Here is a 24978-nt window from a genome sequence, read left to right on the forward strand (position 1 = left end):
ATGTCAGATATTTTATATGAAGTGGATAGCCGCGGTGTGGCAACGGTTACTCTGAACCGGCCTCAGAAACACAATGCCTTTGATGATGTGTTGATCAAACAACTGACCACATTATTTAAACGCGCCGGGGAAGACAAAAACGTACGGTTGCTGATACTGGCCGCAAACGGAAAGAGTTTCTGTGCCGGTGCCGACGCCGGTTGGATGAAACGCATGGCAACCTATAGCTTTGAGGAAAATGTTGACGACGCCAAAGCGCTGGCGACCATGCTGCATACCCTCAACACCCTGCCCAAACCCACAGTGGCCAAAGTTCAGGGCTCGGCGTTTGGCGGCGCGGTGGGCCTGATCGCCTGCTGTGATATGGCCATCGGCAGTAAAATGAGTAAATTCTGTTTAAGCGAAGTCAAACTGGGCCTGATCCCGGCCACTATCGCCCCCTATGTGATAGACGCTATCGGCAAACGCACTGCACGGCGCTATTTCACCACCGCAGAAGTGTTCTCTGCCCGCCGTGCACGGCGATTAGGCCTGCTTAGCGAAGCGGTGACAGAAGAAGAGCTGGACAGCACGGTGGATGATCTGACCGAGCAGTTATTGAAAAACAGCCCGGATGCCGTCAGCGCAGCCAAGCAACTGATTTTCGATATTGCCGATCATAAAGATGAAGACGAAGAGCTGATGGAGAAAACCAGCCTGCGCATTGCCACTATCCGCGTCTCAGAACAGGGTCAGGAAGGTCTTAGTGCCTTTTTGGAAAAACGCCGTCCAAACTGGATCCAGGAGTAATTATGTTGGTTAAACTGCTCGTCGCCAACCGCGGAGAAATCAGCTGCCGAATAATGCGAACCGCGCAGCGCATGGGTATTCATACGGTAGCAGTCTACTCCGATGCCGATGCCAATGCGATGCATGTGCAGATTGCCGATGAAGCGGTGTGTATTGGCCCGGCTCCGTCGAAAGACAGTTACCTCAGAGCGGAAAAAATCATCGAGGTGGCCCGCAAAGTAGGCGCCGATATGATTCATCCCGGCTATGGTTTTTTGTCAGAAAACGCCCATTTTGCCCGTCTTTGTGAAGACAACCAGATTATCTTTGTGGGCCCGCCTGTTGCCGCCATTGATGCGATGGGCTCTAAGTCTGCCGCCAAGAAAATCATGGAAGCGGCCGGCGTGCCGCTGGTACCCGGCTACCACGGCGATGATCAGTCACCTGAAATCCTCAGAGCCGAAGCAGAGAAAATGGGCTACCCGGTATTGCTCAAAGCCGCCGCCGGTGGCGGTGGTAAAGGTATGCGCCAGGTGCATCAGGCTGGCGAATTTGAGCAGGCCCTGGCCGCTGCCAAGCGTGAGTCTATGGCCGGCTTTGGTGACGACCAGATGCTGGTGGAGAAATATCTGACCCAGCCCCGACATGTGGAAATTCAGGTATTTTGTGACGTGCATGGCAATGGTGTGTACTTGTTTGAACGTGATTGCTCGGTACAACGTCGCCACCAGAAAGTCATTGAAGAGGCCCCTGCTCCGGGCGTTTCTCAGGCGCTGCGCGCAGAAATGGGCGAAGCGGCACTTAAAGCGGCCAAAGCCATTAACTATGTGGGTGCCGGCACCGTTGAGTTCCTGCTTGATACCGACGGCAGTTTCTATTTTATGGAAATGAACACCCGTTTACAGGTGGAGCACCCGGTAACAGAAATGATCAGCGGCCAGGATCTGGTGGAATGGCAGATACGTGTCGCCAGTGGCGAAGAGCTGCCTCTGAATCAATCTGAACTCACAATCAATGGCCATGCGTTTGAAGCAAGAATTTACGCCGAGGACCCCGACAATGAATTCCTTCCCGCCACCGGTACCCTGCATTTTCTGCAACCACCGGATGAGTCGGACTATGTAAGGGTGGATACCGGTGTGCGCCAGGGTGATCAGGTGTCGGTTTACTATGACCCGATGATCGCCAAGCTGATTGTATGGGATGAAGATCGCGACAAGGCACTGCGCCGCCTGGTGAAGGCACTTTCTGAATACCGTATCAAAGGTGTTACCACCAATATTGATTTTCTCTACAATCTGGTCAGCACCCGGGCCTTTAAACAGGCTCAGCTGGATACAGGCTTTATTGATAAGCATCAGCAGCAGATATTTCTTAAAGATGAAGCCGATATTGCCAATTTATTGCCACTGGCGGCGCTGTATCTGGTGCTGAGACAGCAGCAGGAGCATCAAAACCTCAGCCAGCATCATCAGGACCCCTACTCGCCCTGGCAGAGCCTTAACGCCTGGCGCAGTAATCAGCAATACCAGCAAAAACTGCAAATCAAAGTGCATGAAAGCACCCATGAAGTGACGGTAAAACAGATTGAAGGCGACGGACAAAAACGCTTTATTATCAGCGGAGAGCGCTTCCAGGCTGATGCAACCGGTGAGATCCAACAAGACAGCCTGATCGCCATCATTAACGGGCATCGTCAACGCGTTAGCATCAGTGCCGACAAACAAAGCTGTTCGTTGTATACCCAATACAGTGCCCTGCACTTTTCCAGGCAGGCGCCCGATCTGGGCTTGCTGGATCATGATCAGCATGGCGGCGGGCTGGCGGCACCAATGAATGGTTCAGTGGTAAAATTGGTTGTCGAAGTGGGCCAACAGGTAAGCAAAGGTCAGGAACTGGTGATCATGGAAGCGATGAAAATGGAACACAGCCTTAAAGCCCCCTCTGATGGCAAAGTCACGGAGTTTTTCTTCCAGCAGGGTGACCTGGTGGACGGCGGCGCCGAACTACTGGCCTTTGAGGCTGATGATGCATGATGTAGGGGCGAATTTATTCGCCTGTATTCACAAACTGGCCGAATAAATTCAGCCCTACATTGTGTATAAAAAACGTAGCCCGTATAAAGCGCAGCGGAATACGGGGATAAACCCGGAATATCCCGGGCTGAAAGCAACTAACCACAGAGGCACAGAGGACACAGAGGTTACCCATTTCATTGTTTTTCTCTGTGCTCTCCGTGCCTCTGTGGTAAAAAAACTGGCTTCAAACCTATGTATCCGAAAAAAGTTAAAATCATTGAAGTGGGCCCCCGTGACGGGTTGCAAAATGAAAAGGGCCAGATAGCCCTTGCGGACAAAGTGGCACTGGTGGAAAACCTCGCCGATGCGGGCCTGAACATAGTGGAAAGCGGCAGTTTTGTGTCACCCAAATGGGTACCGCAAATGGCCGACAGCAGCGAGGTTTTTGCCGCCATCAGCCGCAAGGCGGGTGTCACTTATTCTGCTCTGACCCCCAATCTGAAAGGCTTTGAAGCGGCGCTGGCCGCAAAGGCCGACGAAGTAGCGATTTTTGGTGCTGCCTCAGAGAGTTTTACGCAAAAGAATATCAATTGCAGCATCAGTGAAAGCCTGGAGCGCTTCGCCCCGGTGATGCAGGCGGCCCAGGCCAACAATATACCGGTGCGCGGCTATGTGTCATGCGTACTGGGTTGCCCCTACGAAGGTGAGATCAGCGCCGACAAAGTGGCTGAGGTGTCAGACAGGCTGTTACAAATGGGCTGCTATGAGATCTCTTTAGGCGACACCATTGGCGTGGGCACCCCGGTAAAAACCGCACATATGCTCGACACGGTAAGCCGGATGGTTCCCAAAACCCAACTGGCAGTGCATTTTCATGACACCTACGGCCAGGCGCTGGCCAATATTCTGATTGCCCTGCAGCAGGGAATAAGCGTTGTCGACAGCGCCGTGGCAGGTATAGGTGGCTGCCCATACGCCAAAGGCGCTTCCGGCAATGTGGCCACAGAAGATGTGGTGTATATGCTCCAGGGTATGGGCATCGAAACCGGCATTGATCTGAATAAACTGATTCAGGCTGGTGAACAGATTACCGCCAAACTTGGCCGCAGTACTAACTCTAAAGTCGCTAAAGCCCTGTCAGAATAACGCTATGGACTCAGATCCGAACAGTCAGATTAGCCGCGCTGAACACTGGCTAATCTGACCTTTTTCTGTGTGGACATGTTCACTCCGTTTTGAGTTAGTGATGCGTGTCCGTTAAAGCGGGGGAAGTCTAGTGTCCGGTTACTTGCCTTGTTAGATTCATATAAGATCGGCTAAATGTAAAAATTCCTCTCCGGCCACTCTTATTCCAGCTATGTTTTTGTCAATGTCATTTTTCCTCGCGTTGAAGCGCCTAGAATGAGCAGATAAATCACCTAGCTTTTTAAAATCGTTTAACCCCTGCAGTGTATTCCTGCTCAAAGTGATGTTTTGATCACTTTCAATAACAGCTTTGAGCCCTGAAAACATATGGAAGTGACCACTTCCGTTCTTAAGTGTATCGGCCTCTCCCCTAGATTCGTACACCTCGATAATAAGTGTTTCCAACAGTCGCCTACACATTACGGCACAGCAGTCATAAAGCGCCCCATCATAGGCAGCATTTAGTTGCGCAACGACTTTTTCAATATAGGCTCGAGTCCCTTTGAAAAGCCCAGCGTCCACAACGGAGCTTGAGTTGTTTATAGGTCGATAATCGACAAGTTGCAAATAGGTCTCATCTAATTTTGCCCTAGCTTTAACGTTAATTCGGTAATGCTTATCTTTTGTTTTCGTCGTACGCCTATCTTTACTAAGAGCTTCTCTTATTCGGCTTTGGTTCTGTCTAGGGTATCCGGCGGCCTCAAAGATACTGGCTATTTCTCCAACACTAATATCAGTGACATGATTTTCAAGGCCAGCATACCAAACAAGCGCAATAGCTCTCTCCGAGTTCGAGATTTTTAGCGGGGCCAAATTTTTTAAGAAGTTAGATGGCATAATTTCCTACATTCCACAGTTTAGCTCTTGGCGATGGGCGATTTGGTACAGTACGCGGCAGCAACTGCTACAGCGCGAGAGCGGTGAACAGGATTAACGACTATTCCATTACCACGGGTTTGCAACCACTCGGTATTCCTTAGCGATCGCCCAGCGTTTTTGTCTGAAGTGTGGATAGTCTTTAACACAGCCTGACACTGCTTAGTGGTCGGGATACCATCAATGCCTGCATGCTTAAACCATAAAGCCAGCACCGTGCCTGCCAGCGAGATGGGGGCAATAGCTTGGGGACCACGTGGAGGAGTGTTTTTCTTTAGAGCCTCCCAGCAGTGAGGGTCAAGATGAATATATGGAGCCTCAAGAGAAGGATACAAAGCACCTTCAACCTCTTCTGGGGTAATGCCAAGCTCTCCAGCGAACTTGCTTAACCCATCTATTCCACCAGGGGTTAAAGAAAGGGATTCAACTTCGCCACTTGGGGCTGAGGGCAATGTCCCTGCACCCGGGGAGGTCGATTCTAACTGGACTTGGTTTGTTCCTTGATTAATGGCCGCAAACACCTTTTGCCATAATGTCTTATCGACTGATTCAGCGATTTCAACGTCATTTGCCATAAGAACTATTTTTAAAGATGCTTTCACTGTCATTTTTGACCACCATCATAAGAACCATAAAAAGAGGTTTCACCTCAAACAATAAGAGGAATTATCCTCTTTACCTCCAACTTGTCAAGTTTCAGTATGAATTTTATTCAGTTCGAAGGAGGGAGGGTAGGAACCTAACGCCAAGCTCACCTGCAGTTTTTGCGGAGAGCAATAGTGTAAAATGGAGCTACGCGACATACACAATTGAGCGTAGCAAAAAATGTCAGGTGCAGCTTTTTGTTAGGCATGCAGGCCTCGAATGTCAAAATTTGCATCTCCATGATGATGACCAGTAATTGACATAAAAAGCTTTCCAGTCAGCTCTACATCTGTTCGGATAATATCTTTGTTGGCGACATAGAACTCTGAATTTACACATAGCTGCAGCTTTCTAATATTTTCGATTTTTATCGTTTCTTCCGTCTCAAAGCTATTTGCAAATAAGCATATTGGCTCTGGAAGAACTAACATCCAATAAGTTTCGATTCTGTCTGTATCGAATGAATCGTAATTTGGCGGGCCAGGGAATGCTTCTCGCCAAACGAACCCGTTTAATGTTACAACTTGATCTTCGTAAACCTCTTTAAGCTGCTTGTTCTCGCTCGCTTCCCATTTGTGTTCTGCTAAATCGAGTTGCTGAACTGTCTGGTACCAGATATCCCGATGCCTTTTAAGTTCAGACGACGAATATTTCGTCCCCTTGGGGTGGTTGGTATTGTAGTGGCCAGCCTCGGCATGGCAATTAAAGCATAGCGGGATGCAGTTATCGAAGGTAGATTCACCACCTTTCGATTCCATTACAATATGATGAAGCTCTATGTTGCGTCCACAGAACATATGGCATACACAACACTTTCGCCGACAAGCGATTAATGCATTTTCTTTAACTTTTTGGGGCCACATATTTCTTCTTTCCTTGGCTCACCTTATTGCCTAACAAAGTATCAGATCGACGTCTGATCAGATTCAAAATCTGCTTGTTCTTATTTGATAGCTTAAAAGTCAATATTATTTTATTAAACAAAAGCTTATGATTTGAGTCCACCGGGTTGGCTGGTCTCGTTTTCTGCGGAAAGTAGGAATGCGGCACTATAAGACCCGACTAATTCCGTGTCAGAAAAGTTTTTCTTAAGGGCATCATATAGTTAGAAATCGCTTGTTGTCAAAGCGGCACTTCTGGCAGACGTGCTAGATCAGTTAGAAGCAAAGCGTGCCAGCGGGGCCATCCGGGCTTTATTCAGCGATAAACTGCCCTGATTGAGGCTGTAGTTATCGGCCATTTGCAGCGCTTTGAGTAACTTGCCTTCCTGTTGCAGTGCCGGGCAGGCCATCATGGTGGAGGCCATTTTATCAAAGGCCAGTCGCTGGCCTTGCCTGAGATTTACCTTACCAAAAAAACGGTTACAGCCAGCGAAGCCGGTTACCTGCATATCGGCGTCGATGGTAAAATACACGGGCTTTTGTGCATCAATGGTAATCTCCTGCCCCATTAGCTCTGTGAGTTGCCACTTAACGCCAACAATTTCGGAGCCGATTCGTTTAGCAAGACGATATTGCGCGGCCAGTTCACCGCTGATGCGCTGTCCATCCTGGTCGAGATGAAAGAGCTGGTTTTCCCCTACCTGATAAAGCCCCGGTGCCGATGTACGGCCCAAAAGGCGGATACGTAGCCCGTCATCCAGCCATTCAAATTCACCTTTTGACTTAAATGCACGGGCCTTTTCCCCTTCGCCCAGATAGGTTTCACTTAACTGATAATGACCGTCACCGGAGAGCATCAGGCGAGTCTGAATGCCCTCGCAATCGGCGCAGGGCAATATACCTTCATAAACGCCTGCCCAGTCCAGGGCATTTTCGCTGGTATGGGCATTATCCGGGTTGTGAGATTGCAGGGCCGGATTCTGAGCCTGGCCGGATGGTTCAGGCTGTGCACCGCTTTGCTTGTCCATCGCGGTGCAGGCACTAAGCAGTACAAGGGTAACAAGCAGTAGTGGTGTTTTTTGCATTATCAGTCAAGTCCGAGATTCTGGCGGGCATTATCATACAGGCTCTGAGCCTGGCCCCTGGAGTCTAATTTAAGCTCTTCGCGGTACAGGGAAATATCGCTGGCCGCTTTTAAATGATCGCGGCTGGACGACAGAAAGTCCACCACCTTTTGCTGTGGCACATCCTGTGCTTTGAGCTCGGCGGCAAATTCACGGGTCTTGCCCTGCTCGTACATTTCTGAAAGCCGGCTGAGCTGGCTGAGCTTGTCCTGCAGCGGCTGATTCGCATCCAGATATTGCTGCAAACGTTGCAATGACTTGTTATCCGAATCTGCATCAGCGCCTTCAACCTGCCATTTACCCTGCTCGTGCTGCAAAGAAACCGGCTGTGGTAAGTTCAGACGATCGGCCAGATCCTGCAGCTCAGCGGCAACAGGGCGCAGGTTAAAGGCAATCATATTGTCCAGTGTCTGCATTTTTACCGCTGACTCGCCGGATTCCATCTTTTTCAGTACGTCGTCCATCTGCCCACGGCCGGTCTGCCCCAGCTCCGTCAGTTCCGCACCAATGTTCTGATTGGCTTTATCAGCAATCTGTTGCAGGCTCTGTTTTGATTTTTCCGGATTGTCCAGGTAGTCAAAAAGGCTTAAACCATTTTGTATCTGCATGCTCTCCTCGCTGTTAGATCAGTGTGACTGCACATTAGTCTGCAAACTGAGGAGCAATTTACGCGCCATCTCTGATCTGGCTAACCCTTGCGGGATGTTTTGCCGCAAAGGGCAACAGGCCGTTGCACCATAGCACTATGGCATAGTCACTTAGGGCAAGGTAAAGTGATGTGATTGATTAATCTGAATTTATTCCATGTTTAGTATCTGGTTACTGACAATACTGGCGATTGGCTATCTGGCCGTGCTCTTTGCTGTAGGATTCTGGGGCGACCGGTTCCATCGCAGTGGCGCACAGCGGCCGGTGATCTACAGCCTGGCGCTGGGCATTCACTGCACATCCTGGGCGTTTTTTGGCACCACGGCCCAGTCTGCAACCTATGGCTGGGCTTTCACACCTACTTATGTGGGCAGTATTCTGGTGTTTGCCTTTGGTTACCCTCTGCTCAGGCGGGTAATCTATATCTGCCAGCAACAAAACGTCAGTTCACTGGCCGATTTTATTGGTACCCAGTACAACAAGTCACACCTTATTGCCGCCTTTGTGACCTTAATATGTTTTTTAGGGGTGATGCCCTACACCGCCCTGCAACTGGATGCCGTAACCACCAGTGTTAACCTGCTCGCCGACGGTGAGCCGCAGTGGCCGGGCGGCACCAGTTTTTACGTAGCATTACTGATGGCGATATTTGCCATTCTGTTCGGTACCCGCAGCCTCAGTCTCACAGAGAAACACCCGGGGTTAATGCTGGCTATCGCTTTTGAATCGGTGGTCAAGTTGCTGGCCTTTATTCTGGTGGGGGTGTTTGTCTGCTATATGATGTTCGACGGGGTGCTCGACCTGCTGGGTAAAGTGCAGCAGCATGAGCCCGCCCGCCAGATACTTTCCACTGGCTCGGCACCGCTAGTGTATCTCAGCCATATGTTGCTGGGTTTTTGTTCGATGTTCTGTCTGCCGCGCCAGTTTCATATCAATTATGTGGAAAATAACGGTGAACAGGAGTTACGCACCGCCCGCTGGCTGTTTCCGTTGTATTTGCTGGCCATTAATCTGTTCGTACTGCCGGTAGCACTGGCTGGCAAGATACTGCTGCCAGAAGCGAATACCGACACCTACGTGCTGGCTCTGCCTATGCTGGCACAGGAGCCACTGGTGGCCCTGATCGCCTTTATTGGCGGTTTGTCGGCGGCGTCGAGTATGATCATCGTGGCTACTCTGGCCATGGGTATTATGATTGCCAACAACCTGATCACGCCACTGTGGCTTAAATTGCATTTTCGCCCCAATCAGCATCAGGCGCTGAGGCCCAAAAGTCTGCTTAACATCCGTCGTCTTACCGTGGTACTGGTGATTGGGCTGGCGTATCTGTATTCCCAGTATCTGAGCCAGACAGCGCCGCTGGTCAACAGCGGTATTATCGCCATGGCCTTACTGGCACAACTGGCCCCGACGCTGCTGTTTGCACTTTACTGGAAACAGGCCAGCAAAACCGCGGCTATTCTGGCGACACTGGCAGGTTGCAGCGGATGGGTGATCTGGCTGCTCTGGCCCAGTATCAAAGCAAGTTATTATTTTGAGTCCACCCCCAGCGATCTGGCCATGAGTCAGGGGGTATTGCTTAGCCTTGGCATTAACCTCGGGTGCTTTGTGCTGGTAAGCCTGATGCGTCGCGGCTATCGGCACAGTCTCGCCACCAATGTAAAACCTGAGGCTGCCATTATCCCCACGATAAAAATATCCTCGTTGCTGGCCGTTACTCAAAAGGTTCTGTCACCCCATCAACAGCACGCGCTGAAGACCAGTATTGAACGGGCGAATAATATGAGCTATGCCAGTGGCCAGCTTATTCAGCGGGTTGAGCGGGAGCTTTCTGCCCATGTTGGTAATGCCAGTGCCAGAATTTTGCTCTCGGCGATTACCGAGCAGGAACACGTTCCTCTGGATGAACTGGTGGGGCTGGTAGAAGAAGCCAGTCAGAGTTACCAGTTTAACTACGAACTGCTGCAATCCTCGGTTGAGCATATTGAACAGGGGATCAGTGTGGTGGATCGCCACCTTAAACTGCTGGCGTGGAATCAGCGTTATATCGAGCTGTTTGATTACCCTGCCGGCTTTGTGCGCGCCGGGTTAACGGTAGAAGAACTGCTCAGGTTCAATGCCCGGCGGGGAATGCTGGGCCATATTGAGGATCTTGACGGCGAAGTAAAAAAACGTATCGGCTATATCCGCCAGGGCAGCAGTTACAAGTACCTGCGCACCCAGCATGATGGGCGGGTTATAGAGCTTCAGGGTAACCCGATGCCCGGCGGCGGGTTTGTTACCACCTACAGTGACATCACCGAATATGTGAAAACCCAGCAGGCGCTGGAAGAAGCTAAAAACACGCTGGAACACCGGGTTGAAGAGCGTACCGAGCAGCTCCAGCATACCAATCAGGCCCTGCAAATTGCCAAGCTGGACGCAGAAAAGGCCAACGAAAGTAAAACCAAATTTCTGGCGGCGGCCAGCCATGATCTGATGCAGCCTTTCAACGCGGCCACCCTGTTTGCCGGAATGATCACCCAGAAAGCGCAGCATACGGAGGTCTCAGAGCTAGCCAGGGGCCTGCAGCAATCGCTGAACAATGCCGAGGAACTGCTGGGAATGTTACTGGATATGACCCGCCTCGATGCCGGTATTCTTCAGGTGCATCGCCAGCGCTTTGCACTTAAAGACATTCTCGACCAACTGGTATCAGAATTCCGTTTACTGGCAGCCCAGAAAAACCTCGAGCTTCGCTATTGCCCCACCTCTATGGTGGTGGAGTCGGATAAAAAGTTACTCAGGCGGGTGTTACAGAATCTGGTGTCTAATGCTATTCGCTACACCGATAAAGGCAAGATTCTGGTGGGCTGCAGACGCCACCAGGGAAAACTCAGGATCCAGGTCTGGGATACCGGGCCGGGTATTGCCAAAGAGCAGCAGCAGGAAATCTTCAACGAATTTCACCAGCTGCAACAGGAAAACAAACAGGGGCTCGGGCTGGGGTTAACCATAGTGGAACGCATCAGCAAGCTATTGGGCCACCCTATCCGCCTTACGTCTGTGATGGGTAAAGGCACAACCTTTGAAGTTTCCCTGCCCTGCTATGCGCCAAAAATGGTAGCGGCCACGGCCCCACCCTCTGCTGAGCAACAGGATAAAAGTGCCTTCCTTAGCGGGCATACAGTATTAGTCGTGGACAATGAACCACAGGTGCTCAGGGCGATGACACAATTGTTTGAGCAGTGGGGGGCACAAACCTATTGCGCCGCCAATCAGGAGCAGGCGATTGCTGCTATGGATAACGCTCCTTCGCTGTTGATCATGGATTACCACCTTGATCATGGCGCCATCGGCACCGATCTGGCGCAGGTGCTTTATCAGCACTGGCAACGAAAGGTCCCCACAATTCTCAACTCGGCAAATTACGAAGAAAGTATCAGAGAACAGGCCATTGAAGCTGGCTTTAGCTTTTTACATAAACCGGTTAAAGCCGGGGCGCTGAAACGACTGATCAGAAAACTACTTGAACAATAAACCCGTGGAGGCCTTGATATGACGGATATCTCAGAAGAAAACTATGCTGCGGCGTTTGCCGGATGCCCGTTGAGATTACACCGTCACCGGCCTCAGAGCCTTAAAACGACGCTGGAAAAACTGGCAGAAGAAACGGCGAAAGGGGAAAACCCCGATTACTATGGCCAGGGAAAATTGATCGAAGACTTTGAACAACAGATCGCACACCTGCTGGGTAAACAGGCGGCCCTGTTTATGCCCAGTGGCACCCTTGCCCAGCCCATGGCACTGAGGATCTGGGCCGGGTTTGCCCAGAATGCCAATATCGCTCTGCATCCCACCAGTCACCTGGTATTACATGAACAACAGGGATACCAGGCCCTGTGGCAATTAAAGGGGCATCTGTGGGGGCAAAATGACCGCCTGCCCACCCTCAGTGAATTACAACAACTGGCCTCAATACAACCGCTATCATCGGTGTTAATGGAGCTGCCGATGCGCGAAATTGGCGGCCAGTTGCCAGATTGGGATTCCCTTATACAGCAGGTTGAGTGGGCCCGAAGTAAGGGTATTAAAGTACATTTAGACGGGGCCAGGCTATGGCAATGTCCGGCGGCCTACGACAAAACACTGAGCGACATTGCTTGCCTGTTTGATTCAGTTTATGTGAGTTTCTATAAAGACCTTGGCGGTATCGCCGGCGCAATGCTGCTGGGAGATGAAAGTTTTATCGAACATGCGAGAGTGTGGCTTCGCCGGGCCGGGGGCAACCTGCATACTCTCGCGCCTTATGTTATCTCCGCAAGAACGGGCATGGAAAAGCATTTACCGCAAATGCCAGCCCGTCATCATCGGGCACAGTGGCTGGCGAAAACCCTCAACACATTGCCCGGGATTCAGACCTGGCCCGAGGTGCCACAAACGGCCATGTTCAGGCTCAGGCTGCGCTGCCAGCCAGAGGTGTTTTTCAGACTGGCCTGCCACTGGATGGACGAACATCAGATAGGGCTGATCCCACCGCCTTATCAGGTTGAAGAAAACGTGATTTGTTCGGAAATTAGTCTCGGAGATGGCTTCAGCGCCATGACAGAAGCCCAGTGGCTGCATTGGCTGAATAAATTCAGTGACGAAGTGTTAAGCGGCTGTCAGTTATGACAGTCACTGATGCTCGGGTTTTTCCATAAACTGTTTAAACATCACCCCGGCCTGGGTGCGATTTATCACCTCAAGCTTACGTAATATCGCCGAAACATGCTGTTTGATGGTGGTTTCCTGTACCTGCATTTCATAGGCTATCTGCTTGTTCAGCAATCCGTTGGCCAGGTGTTTTAGTACCCGGAACTGGTGCGGCGTCAGCGACTCCAGTTTGCGGGCAAAGTGCTGATCCTTCACGCTGCCCTCTTTCTGGATCAGGGGCTCAATCTCTTCGGGTAACCATTGTTCGCCATCGAGTACCGCATCGACCGCATGAGCAATCTTCTCCAGAGAGGCCGATTTGGGTATATAACCACTGGCACCGAAGTCTATGGCGCGGCGGATCACCGCCGGGTTTTCTTCTGCAGAGACGATTAACACCAGCACGCCGGGATAAGCATTATGCAATGTCGTCAGGCCGGTCAACCCCTGATTACCCGGCATGTTCAAATCCAGAAATACCAGCTCAATGGCCGGGTATTGCTGCAATAAACTCAGGGTGTCTTCGAGATTGGCCGTCTCCAGAATATTACCACCGAGGGTACTCTGCACCGCCTGTTTCATAGCGCTGCGAAACAAAGGGTGATCGTCGGCAATAATGGCTCTGGGTTGACTACTCATAGGGAGGATACAGACTTATCTCAGGTTAGACGCCGGACTACTATCCGTTAGGCAGACAGGAAAATCAAGGGGCGAGAGCTCGCCCCTTTTTTAAGGTTTTAACAACCGGTTATCAGAAGCGATAGCCCACTGTCAGACTGACAGTACGGGGGTCGCCGTAGTAACCGATAAGGGTATTGTCACCACCCAGTCCGGGAATATACTCACCGGGGTTATTAGGATCCCTGGCGATAAAGGCGTAGTTACCCACCAGATACTCTTCGTTGGTCAGGTTTTTGCCATGTAAGCCCACAGTCCACTGGCCGTCATTGCTATACCAGTTTACGCCAAGATTCAGTAAGCCATATTCATCCTGAGTCAGCAGGTTATCCAGCTCCACCAGGTCATACTTGGTGCGATAGTAATAGCTACCATTGACAACAAAATCACCAAAAGATGACGTCATGTTATAGGTAAAACCAACATTAGCATTAACTTTAGGAGTGTTAGTTACACTGAACCGGTCTGAGATATCTTCAAAGTTATCGGCATCCACAAACGAACGTACTTCGTCAAACTTGGCGTTGATGTAACCGAGGTTTGCATGCATCTCCAGGTTATCCGTTGCGGCAACTGTCAATTCCATTTCCAGGCCTTTAGCACTGGACTGACCGATATTACCCAGACGCTGATTCAACACCGAAGCGTCTTCAGGGTCAGGGATAACGGATATATACTGGCGATCTTCATGATCGAGGCTGAATATGGTCATATTCAGGCGTACTCTATCACCCAAATCACTCTTAAAGCCCACTTCAATGGAATCTACGATTTCAGGGTTTGCTGCAGGCTCAGCCGTCTGGGCCCTGGGATTAAAGGTACCGGATTTAAAGCCCTGCGCATAAGCAGCATAGACCATCACATCAGGGCTGGCCTGATATTCAACGCCCAGACGGGGTGTAAAGCGTGACCAGTCTTCTTTATCATCCAGTACATTCAGCACCGTAGCATCGATTACATCGTCATTGCGCACATAACCAGGCACCCAGCCGGATTCAGGATAAATATTGTCAAACACCAGACCATTAAATACGGTGGCTTCTTTTTCGTCCTTGGTATAACGGGCACCGGCCGTGACTGAGAGTTTCTCGGTAATATCGTATGAACCCTGGGCGTAGGCGGCGATACTGTCACCATTACTGCACCCACGCACTTCACGGGTCAGGCCCGGTGTACCAAATGCCGTTTGGCCAAGAATACCCAGAATGGCCTCAAACTGACCGCAGGAGTCAGCAGTGTAATAATACAGGCCGGAGACCATGGTCAGGTTGTCAGTTACATAATTCAGCTGGAATTCCTGAGTAAACTGCTCATCGTCATAAATGGCTGGCACATCAAAAATCTGCAGTGATGTATTGTCAAAGTCGATATTCGTAGGCGAGTAGCTCTCGCGCTTCGAGGTTATAGATTTAAACGCAAATTCACTGTTGATATCCCACTCAACCGTCAGGTTGATGCCTTCATTTTCGACCCGGTTCCAGGTGGGCAAACTGGTATAGGAATCGTATTTACTGTCAGGTACCGGCGCATCCGTTAACAGGCTGGGCAGAAGACGATAGCCGCCTTTGGCATTGGAATCATCTTCCGTTTTATCATAATTAAGACGGATAAAGAGGTCATCGGTAGGCGTATATTCCAGGGTTACCCTATAAGCCTGCAGGTCTTTATTGTAGTTTTCTCTGTCCTGGCCCGGCAGCGCCGAGGTCAGAAACTCACCAAAACCGTCACGGTTAAGATTAGCGTAGGACACCCCCAGATAAAGCGTGTCATCAATCAGCGGCAACTGGCCGGAAATTTTCAAATCTTTTTGCGAATAGGTACCGACCGTGCCGCGAACAGACAGCTCAGTATCACCGGTCATTTTCTTGGTTACATACTTGACCGCACCACCGATGGTATTTTTACCGTACAGTGAGCCCTGCGGGCCACGCAGTACTTCAATGCGTTCAACATTAAGAATGTCCAGTACTGCACCTTGCGGGCGGGCCATATAGATGTCATCGACATAGATACCGACACCTGGCTCATAACCCCACAATGGATCTTCCTGACCCACACCACGGATAAAAGCTGTCAGGGTCGAGTTAGTACCACGACTTTTCTGCAACGTGGTATTGGGAGACAACTGCTGCAACTCAACAACGGTACTGATGCCTTTTTCAGCGATCTCCACTGAACCGACCGATGTAAGCGCAATAGGCACTTCCTGAATACTTTCAACTGTCTTACGGGCGGTAACTTCGATACGTTCCAGGCCGCCTTTTTTCTCTTCTTCCTGCTGTTGTTCCTGTGCCATAACCGGCATGGCGCTGGTGAGCGCAGTGGACACAGCCAGCGCGCATAGGGTCTTGTGTGAGGTGAACATGGTCATGATGTTTCCTTCTAACTTCTTATTAACTTGAGTGTTTGCTTGTTTGTTTGTTTTTTGTTGCATTTATTAACAAGGTCACCGCTACTCTAGTTCATTCCGTTAAAAACGTATGCTGTACCATAGTACTATGGGCCAAAAGCGGGCTATGACACACAATGTACAGGCTTCCGTAACAAGAAGCCTTGGCATTTATTAACAAAAGGTCATCAAGGCGCTCTGTGTTATTACAGTCATGCGTCTGTTATTTACACACTCCGGATTCTGCGGAGTTAATGCTAAGGACAACCTATTATGTTGAGTTTATTGGGTCTGGTTGGCGGACTGCTGTTACTCATTATCTTGACCATCAGAGGAATGAACCTCTTTATTGCTGCACCTTTGTGTGCGCTGATTGTGGCACTGACCAGCGGCATTCCCGTTTTTGTTGGTGAAACCAATTTTGTTGGTGCCTATATGGATGGTTTTTCCGGCTTTATCGCTGCCTGGTTCTTTATGTTTTTGCTCGGCTCACTGTTTGGCAAATTTATGGAAGACACGGGTGCCGCCGACGCCGTAGCCCGCTGGATCATCAGCAAACTGGGCATGAAACACGCTGTGGTGGCAGTGGTAATGGCTTGCGCGATTCTTACCTATGGCGGGGTCAGCGTATTTGTGGTGGCGTTTTCCGTTTACCCTATGGCGCTGAGCTTGTTTAAAGACGCCGACCTGCCCCGACGTTTTATACCTGCCGCCCTGGCCTTTGGCTCAGTGACCTTTACCATGACCTCTGCCGGCTCGCCGGAAATTCAGAACTGGATCCCAATCAAGTATCTGGGCACCTCCCCTTTTGCCGCCTGGGAAGTGTCTCTGGTGGTGGCGATATTTATGGCCAGCTTTGGTTACTGGTGGCTGAAGCGAATGATTAAAAAAGCACTGGATAATGGTGAGCGTTTTGAACACAGAGACAGTGACCCGACTATTCCTGAGCGCGATTATCCCCACCCCATAACCGGTATTATTCCACTGATGGTGGTGCTGGTACTGTCCTTCAGTTTTCACGAAACCTTACAGCAACTGGCACTGATTATTGCCCTGGGTGGTGGTGTACTGACCCTGATGGCGATTAATTTTAAACATTTTCATAATCTTAGTGGCGCGGTCAGTGCCGGCACTACCGGCGCATTAGTGGCCATTGGTAACACCTCAGCCGTGGTTGGTTTTGGTACTGTGGCTAAATCCACAGAAGCCTTTCAGGTTGCGGTAGATGTAATGACCCAGTTACCGGGTAATGAGCTGATTGGTGCAGCCGTCGCGGTGAGTGTGATCGCCGGACTGACCGGTTCGGCCTCCGGTGGTCAGGCCATCGCCCTGCCGCTGCTGGGACCTCATTATATGGATCAGGGCGTGGATCCACAGGAGCTGCACCGCATTGTATCGATTTCTTCTGGCGCACTGGATTCCCTGCCCCACAATGGCTACGTGGTGACCACTATTCGCGCTATCTGTGGTGAATCTCATCAGCAGGCATACTGGGCAGTAGGCGCATTAACTGTAGTAGTTCCACTCATTGGTCTGGCCATGGCTGTTGCTCTGTTTAACTGGTTCTGAGGTTTTAAAAAATGGGAACAATACAACATTTAAAGACTATTGGTGTTCTTATGCTGATGCTATCCGGATTGAATACCGCGCTGGCCGACACGATGGTCGTAGAGAAAAAGCGCTTCGAGCTTGACCAGTTTGCCACCTTTGGCGGTAAAACCATCAAACAGGTTCAGGTGGGATGGGAAAGCTATGGCAAGCTTAATGAAGACAAGAGTAATGTGATCCTGATCACGCATTATTTTTCCGGTAATTCCCATGCTGCAGGCAAGTATCACCCCGATGATACTGAGACCGGTTACTGGGATGCCATTATCGGCCCCGGAAAGGCCATCGACACCAACCAGTACTATGTACTCAGTGTCGACTCACTGGTCAATCTGGGTGTGCATGATCCTAATGTGATCACCACGGGGCCCGCCAGCATTAATCCGGATACGGGTGAACCCTATGGTCTGGATTTTCCGGTGGTCACCATCCGCGATTTTGTAAATGTGCAAAAGGCGCTATTGGAGTCTCTGGGGATTAACACCCTGCACGCGGTAATTGGCCCGTCAATGGGTTCACTGCAGGCGATAGAATGGGCAAGCGCCTATCCGGACTGGGTGGAGCGTATGGTGTCGGTAATTGGCGCGGGCTATATGGACGCCTGGACTGTCTCGGCACTGGAGCACTGGGCCATGCCGATTAAGCTCGATGCCAACTGGAATAATGGCAATTATTATGACGGCGAACCGCCCCTCAAAGGCATGACAGCGTCTTTAGCACTGATTACCCAAAATGCCGTACATCCGGATTTTATCAACCAGGTTAACCCAGAGCACCAGCCCATCGAGACCGCTGCGCTTGAAGATATTGGTAATTCTCATCAGGTGGTGAGCTGGCTGAATCAACTGGCCGCAGAACGGGCAAAAATTGCCGATGCCAATCATTTGCTGTATCTGGTTCGCGCCAGTCAGCTTTACCTTGCCGGGCAAGGGCAGACTCTGCAACAGGGGCTGAAGAATATTCAGGCCAAAACCCTGTTTCTGCCCGCTGACAATGATCTTATTCTGATGCCTTATCTGGCCAAAGACATCCATCAACGTCTTCAGAGCCTTGGTAAACCGACTCAGTACCATGAGATCAGCGGCCCTCTGGGCCATCTGAATGGCGTGCGTAAAATTGATCAGGCCAGCACCATGCTGAGCGACTTTTTAGCTTCCGGAGTAAACCTATGAAAACCCTGATAATGGCAGTAACCCTGGCCGCCAGTAGCCAGTCGATTGCTGAGACTCCAGCGCTGGATCTTAATATCGAAACGCTGAGCGTGTCCGGTATCTCCAGCGGCGGCTATATGGCCGGGCAGTTTCATATTGCCCATAGTGATTGGGTATCCGGCATCGGCATAATTGCCGGAGGGCCCTATTACTGTGCCCGAAACAGCATCATGACCGCCCTGGGCCAGTGCGTAAATAAGCAGGATGACGCCATTGATCTGGCGGAGCTCAAGACAACCGTGAACGAATGGCAAAAGCAGGGACTGATCAGCTCTGTGGATAATATTCAGGGCGACAAAGTATGGATCTTACATGGCACTGAGGATAAAAAAGTGCTCGCCGAGGTCACCGACCAACTGGTTGAGCAATATCAACACTGGGCGGGTGCAGAAAATGTCCGCTATGTTAATAACAAACCCTTTGCGCATCACTTTCCCACCGAAAAAACAGGTACGGCTTGTGATGTTTCCGAGATACCTTTTATTGCCAGTTGCGGTTATAACGCCGCCAGCGAAATGATGCAGCACATTGCTGCTACACCAGAGCAACAGGCAACTTCAAAGGGCCGGTTATTCACTGTGGACCAGCAGGAGTTGGGTGGCGATGACGCCTCGGGCCTCGCCGACAGTGCTTATCTCTATGCCCCTGCTCCCTGTTTGCAGGGTGAGAGCTGCCAGGTACATGTGAGCTTTCACGGCTGTAATCAGAATATCGAAGCGGTAGGCGATGACTACGCCCGGCTCACCGGCCTGAATGAATGGGCCGATTTCCATAATACTGTGGTGCTCTACCCGCAAACGAAAAAGTCCACACTGATGCCACTGAACCCTCAGGCGTGCTGGGATTGGTGGGGCTATACCGATGAGAATTATGCGAATCAACAAGGTAAGCAGATTAAGGCGGTGACCAATATGATCCGTAACCTTGCAGGAGAATAAAATGAGCAGTAAAGATATTTTAATCACCGGTGGGGCCAGCGGCATTGGTCTTGGCATTGCCAGGCATCTGGGTAAACTCGGGCATAATATTGTGATTGCCGATATTAATCTGGACTCAGCACGCCAGGCCGCAAAAGACCTGACTGAAGATAACATCAATGCAAGCGCTGCGGCACTGGATGTCAGCGACCCTGAGCAAATTGCCGCCTTGCCTGACCAGATTGGTCATATTGACGTGTTGGTAAACAATGCGGGGATTCAACATGTGGCCAAACTGGAAGACTTTCCGGCGGCCAAATGGCAACAGTTGATTAATGTGATGCTGGTGGGCCCTGCCCTGCTGACCCAGGCCTTTTTGCCTGAAATGAAAGCCCGCAACTATGGCCGTATTATCAATGTAGGCTCGATTCACTCGCTGGTCGCGTCACCCTATAAATCGGCTTATGTTTCAGCCAAGCACGGCTTGCTGGGCTTTGCCAAGACTCTGGCACTGGAAGTGAGTGAACATGATATTACCATCAACACCCTGTGCCCTTCTTATGTGAAAACCCCATTGGTAGAGCAGCAGATTGCCGCTCAGGCCAAAGAAAACAATATGAGCGAAGAGGAAGTCGTACGCAAAATTATGCTTGAACCGATGCCGAAAAAAGCCTTTATCGATATTAAAGAGCTGGCCGGCTGCGCCGAATTTCTGCTTAGCCCCCCGGCTAAAAACATCTGCGGCCAGACTTTAGTGCTGGATGGCGGCTGGGTAGCGAGGTAGTTATCCCTCCGCAGCAATAATAATCACCACAGAGGCACAGAGAACACAGAGAACACAGAGAACACAGAGATTTATATGATTAAACGCTTTAACCCCTTTCGTGTTTTTCGTGCCTTTCGTGGTCCAGAGCTTTTAAAACACTAAAATCACGAACAAGTAGCCATCTATTGCCGAGACGCTAAGCCACAGCGATACTGTGGCCAACCGTTTTTAGTTCTCCGTGCCCCTCTGTGTGCTCTGTGTCTCTGTGGTTGATCTTTTCTGTTCTGAACTCTGAAAAATCAGCCGATCACCCATTCGTGGCTTTAGTATTTTTCGTGGTTGAATGCTTTATCTCGCTGATTTCGGCACCGATTGGAACAATAGACTACTTGTTCCCAGCATCTTTTCCACTTCTTACGCCACTTAAAGGGACGTTCACAGACCGGACAGATTTTTTCAGGTAAGTGCTGTTTTTTCATTTGCAGAATATACGAGTCAATTGGCCCTATAGGGTCTTTACTAGTGACCAAATCTGCTTGTGGCCCGGTAAAAGCGATAAGCCAACGCCAAAAACAGACAAATCGATGCAGGTAGCAGCAAAGTTAAAAATGTATAACGGGCAAACAACATGGCACCGCTTATTCCACCGATAATAAACCCACTGATAATCAGTAAAAACAATAACGCTTTACGGTTATCGAAAGGTTTACCCCTGAAGGCTTCGCCTAACATAATCCCTAAATCAGTGAATATGCCAGTCAGGTGGGTTGTACGAACAACAGCGCCACTATAGGTAGTCGCCAGTGCATTCTGCAGTCCGCACGCTGCTGAACCAAAGAAATGCCCATAAACTGAGCCCTGTTGCAGAAAATAGATGGCCAGCAGCAAAAAGATTCCTTCTATTACAAGCAAAGAGTCATAGTGTCGCCCCAGTTGCAACGACCTGCCGGTTAACATCACCCCGGAAATAGCCGCTCCAAGCAAAAAGCTGATCAAGACCATCAGCAAATGTGCCATATCCGCAAGTCCGGAATTGACGATCTCAGAGCCCAGTTGCGTAGCAGTGCCGGAGAGATGAGAAATCGCCTGATGCTGAAACCCCAGCAAACCCACAGCATTAATGCAGCCTGCGGTAAAGGCCAGAATAAACGCACCATATTCCACCCAACGGGGTAACCTGGAGATCAAGACAACTCCTTAATAACACGGTAAAACACAAAAGAATTATTTCACCACGAAGAGAACAGCCTCAGAAAAGTTTTCGGCTTTCAGTTATGCAAAACCGACATCTGGGGGCTGACGGCGGACGACTAAAATCATGATACCTCTGTTTTCTCTGTGCCTTTGCGTCTCTGCGAGATCAAAGTAATTAAAGCTTAAGATCTCGCAGCGGCGCTGAGATCGCAGAGTCAGGCATGTTTTCAGCCAACAGCTTTCAGTCTTCAGAAACTGATATCTATGGCTGACAGCGGACGACTAAAATCATGATACCTCAGTGTTCTCTGCGAGTTTGCGGTGAATACCATGATTAAATTCGATCTCGCAGAGGCGCTGAGACGCAGGGGCTTTACAACGCCAATCCTGTACTTCTCTGCGCCTTTGCGTCTCTGCGAGGGTCATTTTAGGTTCGTGTTTTTCGTGGTTGAGTGCCTTTCTACCACCAACCTCACGAAAAGCACAACATTCACCACAGACACAAAGAGCACAGAGATTAAAATTGATTTATCCCTCTGTGTGCTCTGTGGTTAATCTTTTGATTTAAAAACACTTTATCCCGGATTCCGCTTCGCTACATCCAGGTTACAGCTGAAAACTTCTGCCGCTACTTTTTCCCTTTACGTTTATCGTCCACCTGCCATTTTCCGCCTTTATACCATGCGCTCCATCCTGTCGCTTTGCCGTCCTCGTTCTCAGAGGTGACATATTGCTGCTTGGTTTTGCGGCTATAGCGTACCATTGTCTTATTGCCATCCGGATCTTTTTGAGGTGCGTCAGCCAGATACAGGAACTTTTCAGACAAGCGGTCACGGAAGCGCGCCAGCTCTTCGATTAGAGGGGCACGGGTTTCCCTGGATTTAGGAAAGTTGTGCGCTGCCAGGAATATCCCCGAAGCTCCGTCACGCAATACAAAGTGAGCATCGGATTTGGTACAGAGCAATTCAGGCAGATCCACCGGATCTTCCTTGGGCGGTGCCACTTCACCGCTTCTCAGTAATTTACGGGTGTTTTTGCATTCACTGTTCGTGCAACCAAAATACTTACCGAAACGACCGTTTTTCAGCTCCATATTGGCGCCGCATTTATCACATTCGATAATCGGTCCGTCATAGCCTTTAATCTTAAAGGTACCCTGCTCGACTTCGATGCCTTTACACACTGGCGTATTGCCACAGACATGCAGCTTTCGCTTCTCATCAATCAGGTAGCTGTCCATGGCCGTACCACATATCTGGCATCGGCGCTTGGCCCGCAGCACTTCGGTTTCCAGTTCTTCCTCATCATCCACTTTCACCACTTCATCACCCGGAGTGAGGTTCATGGTGTTAGTGCAGCGCTCTTTGGGTGGCAGGCTATAACCGGAGCAGCCCAGAAACACTCCTGTACTCGCCGTGCGTATGGTCATAGGACGGCCACATTTGCTACAGGGGATGTCTGTCATCACCGCTTCATTGGAGCGCATCCCCCCTTCTTCGGCGGGCTTTTCTGCATTTATCAGTTTGCTGTAGAAGTCACCATAAAAATCGTTCAGAACTTCTTTCCAGAACAGCTTACCACCGGCAATTTCATCCAGATGCTGTTCCATATTGGCGGTAAAATCATAACTGATCAGATCCTGGAAATTCTCCAGCAATCTGTCGTTGACGATTTCACCCATTTTTTCAGCATAGAAGCGCTTATTTTCCAGCCTGACATAGCCACGATCCTGAATCGTAGAGATAATGCTGGCATACGTAGAGGGCCGGCCAATGCCGCGTTTTTCCAGCTCTTTAACCAGTGAAGCTTCAGAATAACGAGCCGGTGGTTTGGTAAAGTGTTGTTTGGGATCGAGCGCTTCGAGTTCGAGCACTTCGCCCTCTTTCACATCAGGCAGGATCAGATCTTCTTCACCTTTCTTGCGGGCCTGGGTCTGTACTCTGGTCCAACCGTCAAATTTAAGTACCCGCCCCTTGGCAGTCAATTCAAATTCATCAGCTTTAACCCGGATTGTTGTCGCGTCATACTTAGCCGGCGTCATCTGACAGGCAACAAATTGGCGCCATATAAGCTCATACAGCCTCTGAGCGTCCCGTTCCATGTCCCCCAGTGATTCTGCCTTAACTTTGACACTTGAGGGCCTGATGGCTTCGTGCGCTTCCTGAGCCCCTTCCTTACTTCCATATTTAATTGGCGAACCCGGCAGGTAGTCATCACCAAACTGACCGTTGATATACTCACGGCAGGCATCTACTGCCTCACTGCTGAGATTGGTCGAATCGGTTCGCATATAAGTGATGTGCCCTGCTTCATAGAGCCTTTGAGCCATCATCATGGTCTTTTTAACCCCAAAACCCAGGCGGGTACTTGCAGCCTGCTGGAGTGTAGACGTGATAAAAGGAGCAGAAGGTTTACTCTGAGTGGGCCGCGACTCGCGGCTGATCACTTCATAGTCAGCCTTTTCAAGTAAGGCCACAGCGGCATCTGTCTGCTGTTTGTTTTTCGGCTTAAAGGCCTCACCCCGCTGCTTAACCACCTGCATGCGCAGCTTTTGTTGTGCGCGGTTTAAATCAGCATGTACATCCCAGAACTCTTCAGGCACAAAGGCTTTGATATCCCGCTCTTTATCTACAACCAGGCGCACTGCCACCGACTGTACCCGACCGGCCGACAGCCCTCTGGCAATCTTTTTCCACAGCAATGGCGAGACCATAAAGCCCACCACCCGGTCCAGAAAGCGCCTTGCCTGCTGCGCATTGACTCTGTCGACGTTGACATCACCGGGATGAGAAAAGGCTTCCTGAATTGCTTTTTTAGTGATTTCGTTGAATACCACCCGCTTAAAGACTTTGTCTTTACTACCAATCAGCTCCTGCAGGTGCCAGGCTATCGCCTCCCCTTCACGGTCCAAATCCGTTGCCAGATAGATGGTATCGGCATTCTTAGCCAGTTTTTTCAGTTCATTGACGACTTTTTCCTTGCCGCTCAGAACCTCATAGTGGGCTTCCCAGTCGTTTTGCGGGTCAATGCCCATGCGGTCAACCAGCTTTCTGTACTCATGCTCACGCAGGTAGGCTTCACGCTTAGCGTCACTCAGAGTTTTGAGCTCTTTGGCAGGTTTCTTAGCCGGGACTTTACCCAGGGCTTTAGTGGGAAGATCGCGAATATGCCCCACGCTGGATTTCACCACGAAGTCTTTACCCAGATACTTATTAATGGTTTTAGCTTTTGCCGGAGACTCGACTATAACCAGGGACTTTGCCATATAACGTCTGCTCTTAATTAGTGTGCTGGCTTTGATAAAAAGCCAGATAAGGTGCCTTCTCGGCACGGCATCTTTTTAGATATATCTATAAAAAAGGTGGAAAACAAGGTGTTTTAAATATTACTTTTGCG

The 24978-nt window shown here is 50.1% G+C and carries 19 protein-coding genes; 9 read left to right on the forward strand and 10 right to left on the reverse strand.

Annotation, left to right across the window (positions count from 1 at the left end; all coding sequences use genetic code 11):
- The 3 genes from CDA54_RS15105 (at nt 1) to CDA54_RS15115 (ending at nt 3932) form a co-directional block, all read left to right on the forward strand.
- Nucleotides 1-789, forward strand: a complete 789-nt coding sequence (locus CDA54_RS15105; RefSeq protein WP_099035870.1) for an enoyl-CoA hydratase/isomerase family protein — start codon at nt 1-3, stop codon at nt 787-789.
- A gap of 2 nt (nt 790-791) precedes the next feature.
- Complete coding sequence (locus tag CDA54_RS15110) at nt 792-2804, forward strand: acetyl/propionyl/methylcrotonyl-CoA carboxylase subunit alpha (RefSeq protein WP_099035871.1); 2013 nt, start codon at nt 792-794, stop codon at nt 2802-2804.
- A 234-nt stretch (nt 2805-3038) separates the two neighbouring features.
- Nucleotides 3039-3932 carry a hydroxymethylglutaryl-CoA lyase gene (locus CDA54_RS15115; protein ID WP_099035872.1) on the forward strand — a complete coding sequence of 298 codons (894 nt, stop codon included), beginning with the start codon at nt 3039-3041 and terminating at the stop codon, nt 3930-3932.
- Between the two features lie 156 nt (nt 3933-4088).
- Here the strand turns inward: CDA54_RS15115 and CDA54_RS15120 are convergent, their stop codons facing one another.
- The 5 genes from CDA54_RS15120 to CDA54_RS15140 all read right to left on the reverse strand — a co-directional run bounded on the left by CDA54_RS15120 (nt 4089) and on the right by CDA54_RS15140 (nt 8105).
- Nucleotides 4089-4808, reverse strand: coding sequence for a hypothetical protein (locus CDA54_RS15120; RefSeq protein ID WP_099035873.1), 720 nt, complete (start codon nt 4806-4808; stop codon nt 4089-4091).
- Nucleotides 4809-4828: 20 nt separating this feature from the next.
- Nucleotides 4829-5455 carry a hypothetical protein gene (locus CDA54_RS15125; protein ID WP_099035874.1) on the reverse strand — a complete coding sequence of 209 codons (627 nt, stop codon included), beginning with the start codon at nt 5453-5455 and terminating at the stop codon, nt 4829-4831.
- Between the two features lie 237 nt (nt 5456-5692).
- On the reverse strand, nt 5693-6355 hold the full coding sequence (locus tag CDA54_RS15130) for an HNH endonuclease (RefSeq protein ID WP_099035875.1): 663 nt from the start codon (nt 6353-6355) through the stop codon (nt 5693-5695).
- A gap of 290 nt (nt 6356-6645) precedes the next feature.
- Nucleotides 6646-7458, reverse strand: coding sequence for an META domain-containing protein (locus tag CDA54_RS15135; RefSeq protein ID WP_099035876.1), 813 nt, complete (start codon nt 7456-7458; stop codon nt 6646-6648).
- A 2-nt stretch (nt 7459-7460) separates the two neighbouring features.
- Complete coding sequence (locus tag CDA54_RS15140) at nt 7461-8105, reverse strand: hypothetical protein (protein WP_099035877.1); 645 nt, start codon at nt 8103-8105, stop codon at nt 7461-7463.
- 196 nt (nt 8106-8301) lie between these two features.
- Here CDA54_RS15140 and CDA54_RS15145 point away from each other — a divergent pair, with 196 nt between their 5' ends.
- Together CDA54_RS15145 and CDA54_RS15150 are read left to right on the forward strand one after the other, a co-directional pair.
- Nucleotides 8302-11664 carry a PAS domain-containing hybrid sensor histidine kinase/response regulator gene (locus tag CDA54_RS15145; RefSeq protein WP_099035878.1) on the forward strand — a complete coding sequence of 1121 codons (3363 nt, stop codon included), beginning with the start codon at nt 8302-8304 and terminating at the stop codon, nt 11662-11664.
- Between the two features lie 18 nt (nt 11665-11682).
- The gene (locus CDA54_RS15150) at nt 11683-12798 is read left to right on the forward strand and encodes a threonine aldolase family protein (protein WP_099035879.1); all 1116 of its coding nucleotides are present in this window, start codon (nt 11683-11685) and stop codon (nt 12796-12798) included.
- A 3-nt stretch (nt 12799-12801) separates the two neighbouring features.
- Here CDA54_RS15150 and CDA54_RS15155 read toward each other — a convergent pair whose 3' ends face one another.
- A complete protein-coding gene (locus CDA54_RS15155; protein WP_099035880.1) occupies nt 12802-13458 on the reverse strand; it encodes a response regulator transcription factor in 657 nt (218 codons plus the stop codon).
- A 112-nt stretch (nt 13459-13570) separates the two neighbouring features.
- Complete coding sequence (locus CDA54_RS15160; protein ID WP_373286104.1) at nt 13571-15868, reverse strand: TonB-dependent receptor; 2298 nt, start codon at nt 15866-15868, stop codon at nt 13571-13573.
- A gap of 291 nt (nt 15869-16159) precedes the next feature.
- Between CDA54_RS15160 and CDA54_RS15165 the strand changes: the two genes are divergently transcribed.
- The 4 genes from CDA54_RS15165 to CDA54_RS15180 are packed head-to-tail and all read left to right on the forward strand — an operon-like array spanning nt 16160 to nt 20406.
- On the forward strand, nt 16160-17455 hold the full coding sequence (locus tag CDA54_RS15165; protein ID WP_099035881.1) for a GntP family permease: 1296 nt from the start codon (nt 16160-16162) through the stop codon (nt 17453-17455).
- A 50-nt stretch (nt 17456-17505) separates the two neighbouring features.
- Nucleotides 17506-18666, forward strand: coding sequence for an E22 family MetX-like putative esterase (locus CDA54_RS15170; RefSeq protein WP_229748177.1), 1161 nt, complete (start codon nt 17506-17508; stop codon nt 18664-18666).
- Nucleotides 18663-19643, forward strand: a complete 981-nt coding sequence (locus tag CDA54_RS15175) for an extracellular catalytic domain type 2 short-chain-length polyhydroxyalkanoate depolymerase (RefSeq protein WP_099035883.1) — start codon at nt 18663-18665, stop codon at nt 19641-19643. Before CDA54_RS15170 ends, CDA54_RS15175 begins: the two co-directional genes overlap by 4 nt.
- Before the next feature lies 1 nt (nt 19644).
- The gene (locus CDA54_RS15180; RefSeq protein ID WP_099035884.1) at nt 19645-20406 is read left to right on the forward strand and encodes a 3-hydroxybutyrate dehydrogenase; all 762 of its coding nucleotides are present in this window, start codon (nt 19645-19647) and stop codon (nt 20404-20406) included.
- Between the two features lie 305 nt (nt 20407-20711).
- Here CDA54_RS15180 and CDA54_RS15185 read toward each other — a convergent pair whose 3' ends face one another.
- The 3 genes from CDA54_RS15185 to topA form a co-directional block, all read right to left on the reverse strand.
- Nucleotides 20712-20867 carry a DUF2256 domain-containing protein gene (locus CDA54_RS15185; RefSeq protein WP_099035941.1) on the reverse strand — a complete coding sequence of 52 codons (156 nt, stop codon included), beginning with the start codon at nt 20865-20867 and terminating at the stop codon, nt 20712-20714.
- A gap of 40 nt (nt 20868-20907) precedes the next feature.
- Nucleotides 20908-21576 carry a YoaK family protein gene (locus CDA54_RS15190; protein WP_099035885.1) on the reverse strand — a complete coding sequence of 223 codons (669 nt, stop codon included), beginning with the start codon at nt 21574-21576 and terminating at the stop codon, nt 20908-20910.
- Nucleotides 21577-22210: 634 nt separating this feature from the next.
- Nucleotides 22211-24847, reverse strand: a complete 2637-nt coding sequence (gene topA, locus CDA54_RS15195) for a type I DNA topoisomerase (protein WP_099035886.1) — start codon at nt 24845-24847, stop codon at nt 22211-22213.
- Nucleotides 24848-24978: the final 131 nt, after the last annotated feature.

Origin of the sequence: Lacimicrobium alkaliphilum, from assembly GCF_002591895.1 — a bacterium.
GTDB lineage: Bacteria > Pseudomonadota > Gammaproteobacteria > Enterobacterales > Alteromonadaceae > Lacimicrobium > Lacimicrobium alkaliphilum.

What these genes read in the sequence shown, in the direction of transcription:
- CDA54_RS15135 (WP_099035876.1), bottom strand. Translation starts at nt 7,458, where the DNA reads ATGCAAAAAACACCACTACTGCTTGTTACCCTTGTACTGCTTAGTGCC.
- CDA54_RS15110 (WP_099035871.1), top strand. Translation starts at nt 792, where the DNA reads ATGTTGGTTAAACTGCTCGTCGCCAACCGCGGAGAAATCAGCTGCCGA.
- CDA54_RS15125 (WP_099035874.1), bottom strand. Translation starts at nt 5,455, where the DNA reads ATGACAGTGAAAGCATCTTTAAAAATAGTTCTTATGGCAAATGACGTT.
- CDA54_RS15130 (WP_099035875.1), bottom strand. Translation starts at nt 6,355, where the DNA reads ATGTGGCCCCAAAAAGTTAAAGAAAATGCATTAATCGCTTGTCGGCGA.
- CDA54_RS15145 (WP_099035878.1), top strand. Translation starts at nt 8,302, where the DNA reads ATGTTTAGTATCTGGTTACTGACAATACTGGCGATTGGCTATCTGGCC.
- CDA54_RS15170 (WP_229748177.1), top strand. Translation starts at nt 17,506, where the DNA reads ATGCTGATGCTATCCGGATTGAATACCGCGCTGGCCGACACGATGGTC.
- CDA54_RS15185 (WP_099035941.1), bottom strand. Translation starts at nt 20,867, where the DNA reads ATGAAAAAACAGCACTTACCTGAAAAAATCTGTCCGGTCTGTGAACGT.
- CDA54_RS15150 (WP_099035879.1), top strand. Translation starts at nt 11,683, where the DNA reads ATGACGGATATCTCAGAAGAAAACTATGCTGCGGCGTTTGCCGGATGC.
- CDA54_RS15160 (WP_373286104.1), bottom strand. Translation starts at nt 15,868, where the DNA reads ATGACCATGTTCACCTCACACAAGACCCTATGCGCGCTGGCTGTGTCC.
- CDA54_RS15175 (WP_099035883.1), top strand. Translation starts at nt 18,663, where the DNA reads ATGAAAACCCTGATAATGGCAGTAACCCTGGCCGCCAGTAGCCAGTCG.
- CDA54_RS15140 (WP_099035877.1), bottom strand. Translation starts at nt 8,105, where the DNA reads ATGCAGATACAAAATGGTTTAAGCCTTTTTGACTACCTGGACAATCCG.
- CDA54_RS15155 (WP_099035880.1), bottom strand. Translation starts at nt 13,458, where the DNA reads ATGAGTAGTCAACCCAGAGCCATTATTGCCGACGATCACCCTTTGTTT.
- CDA54_RS15115 (WP_099035872.1), top strand. Translation starts at nt 3,039, where the DNA reads ATGTATCCGAAAAAAGTTAAAATCATTGAAGTGGGCCCCCGTGACGGG.
- CDA54_RS15165 (WP_099035881.1), top strand. Translation starts at nt 16,160, where the DNA reads ATGTTGAGTTTATTGGGTCTGGTTGGCGGACTGCTGTTACTCATTATC.
- CDA54_RS15105 (WP_099035870.1), top strand. Translation starts at nt 1, where the DNA reads ATGTCAGATATTTTATATGAAGTGGATAGCCGCGGTGTGGCAACGGTT.
- topA (WP_099035886.1), bottom strand. Translation starts at nt 24,847, where the DNA reads ATGGCAAAGTCCCTGGTTATAGTCGAGTCTCCGGCAAAAGCTAAAACC.
- CDA54_RS15180 (WP_099035884.1), top strand. Translation starts at nt 19,645, where the DNA reads ATGAGCAGTAAAGATATTTTAATCACCGGTGGGGCCAGCGGCATTGGT.
- CDA54_RS15120 (WP_099035873.1), bottom strand. Translation starts at nt 4,808, where the DNA reads ATGCCATCTAACTTCTTAAAAAATTTGGCCCCGCTAAAAATCTCGAAC.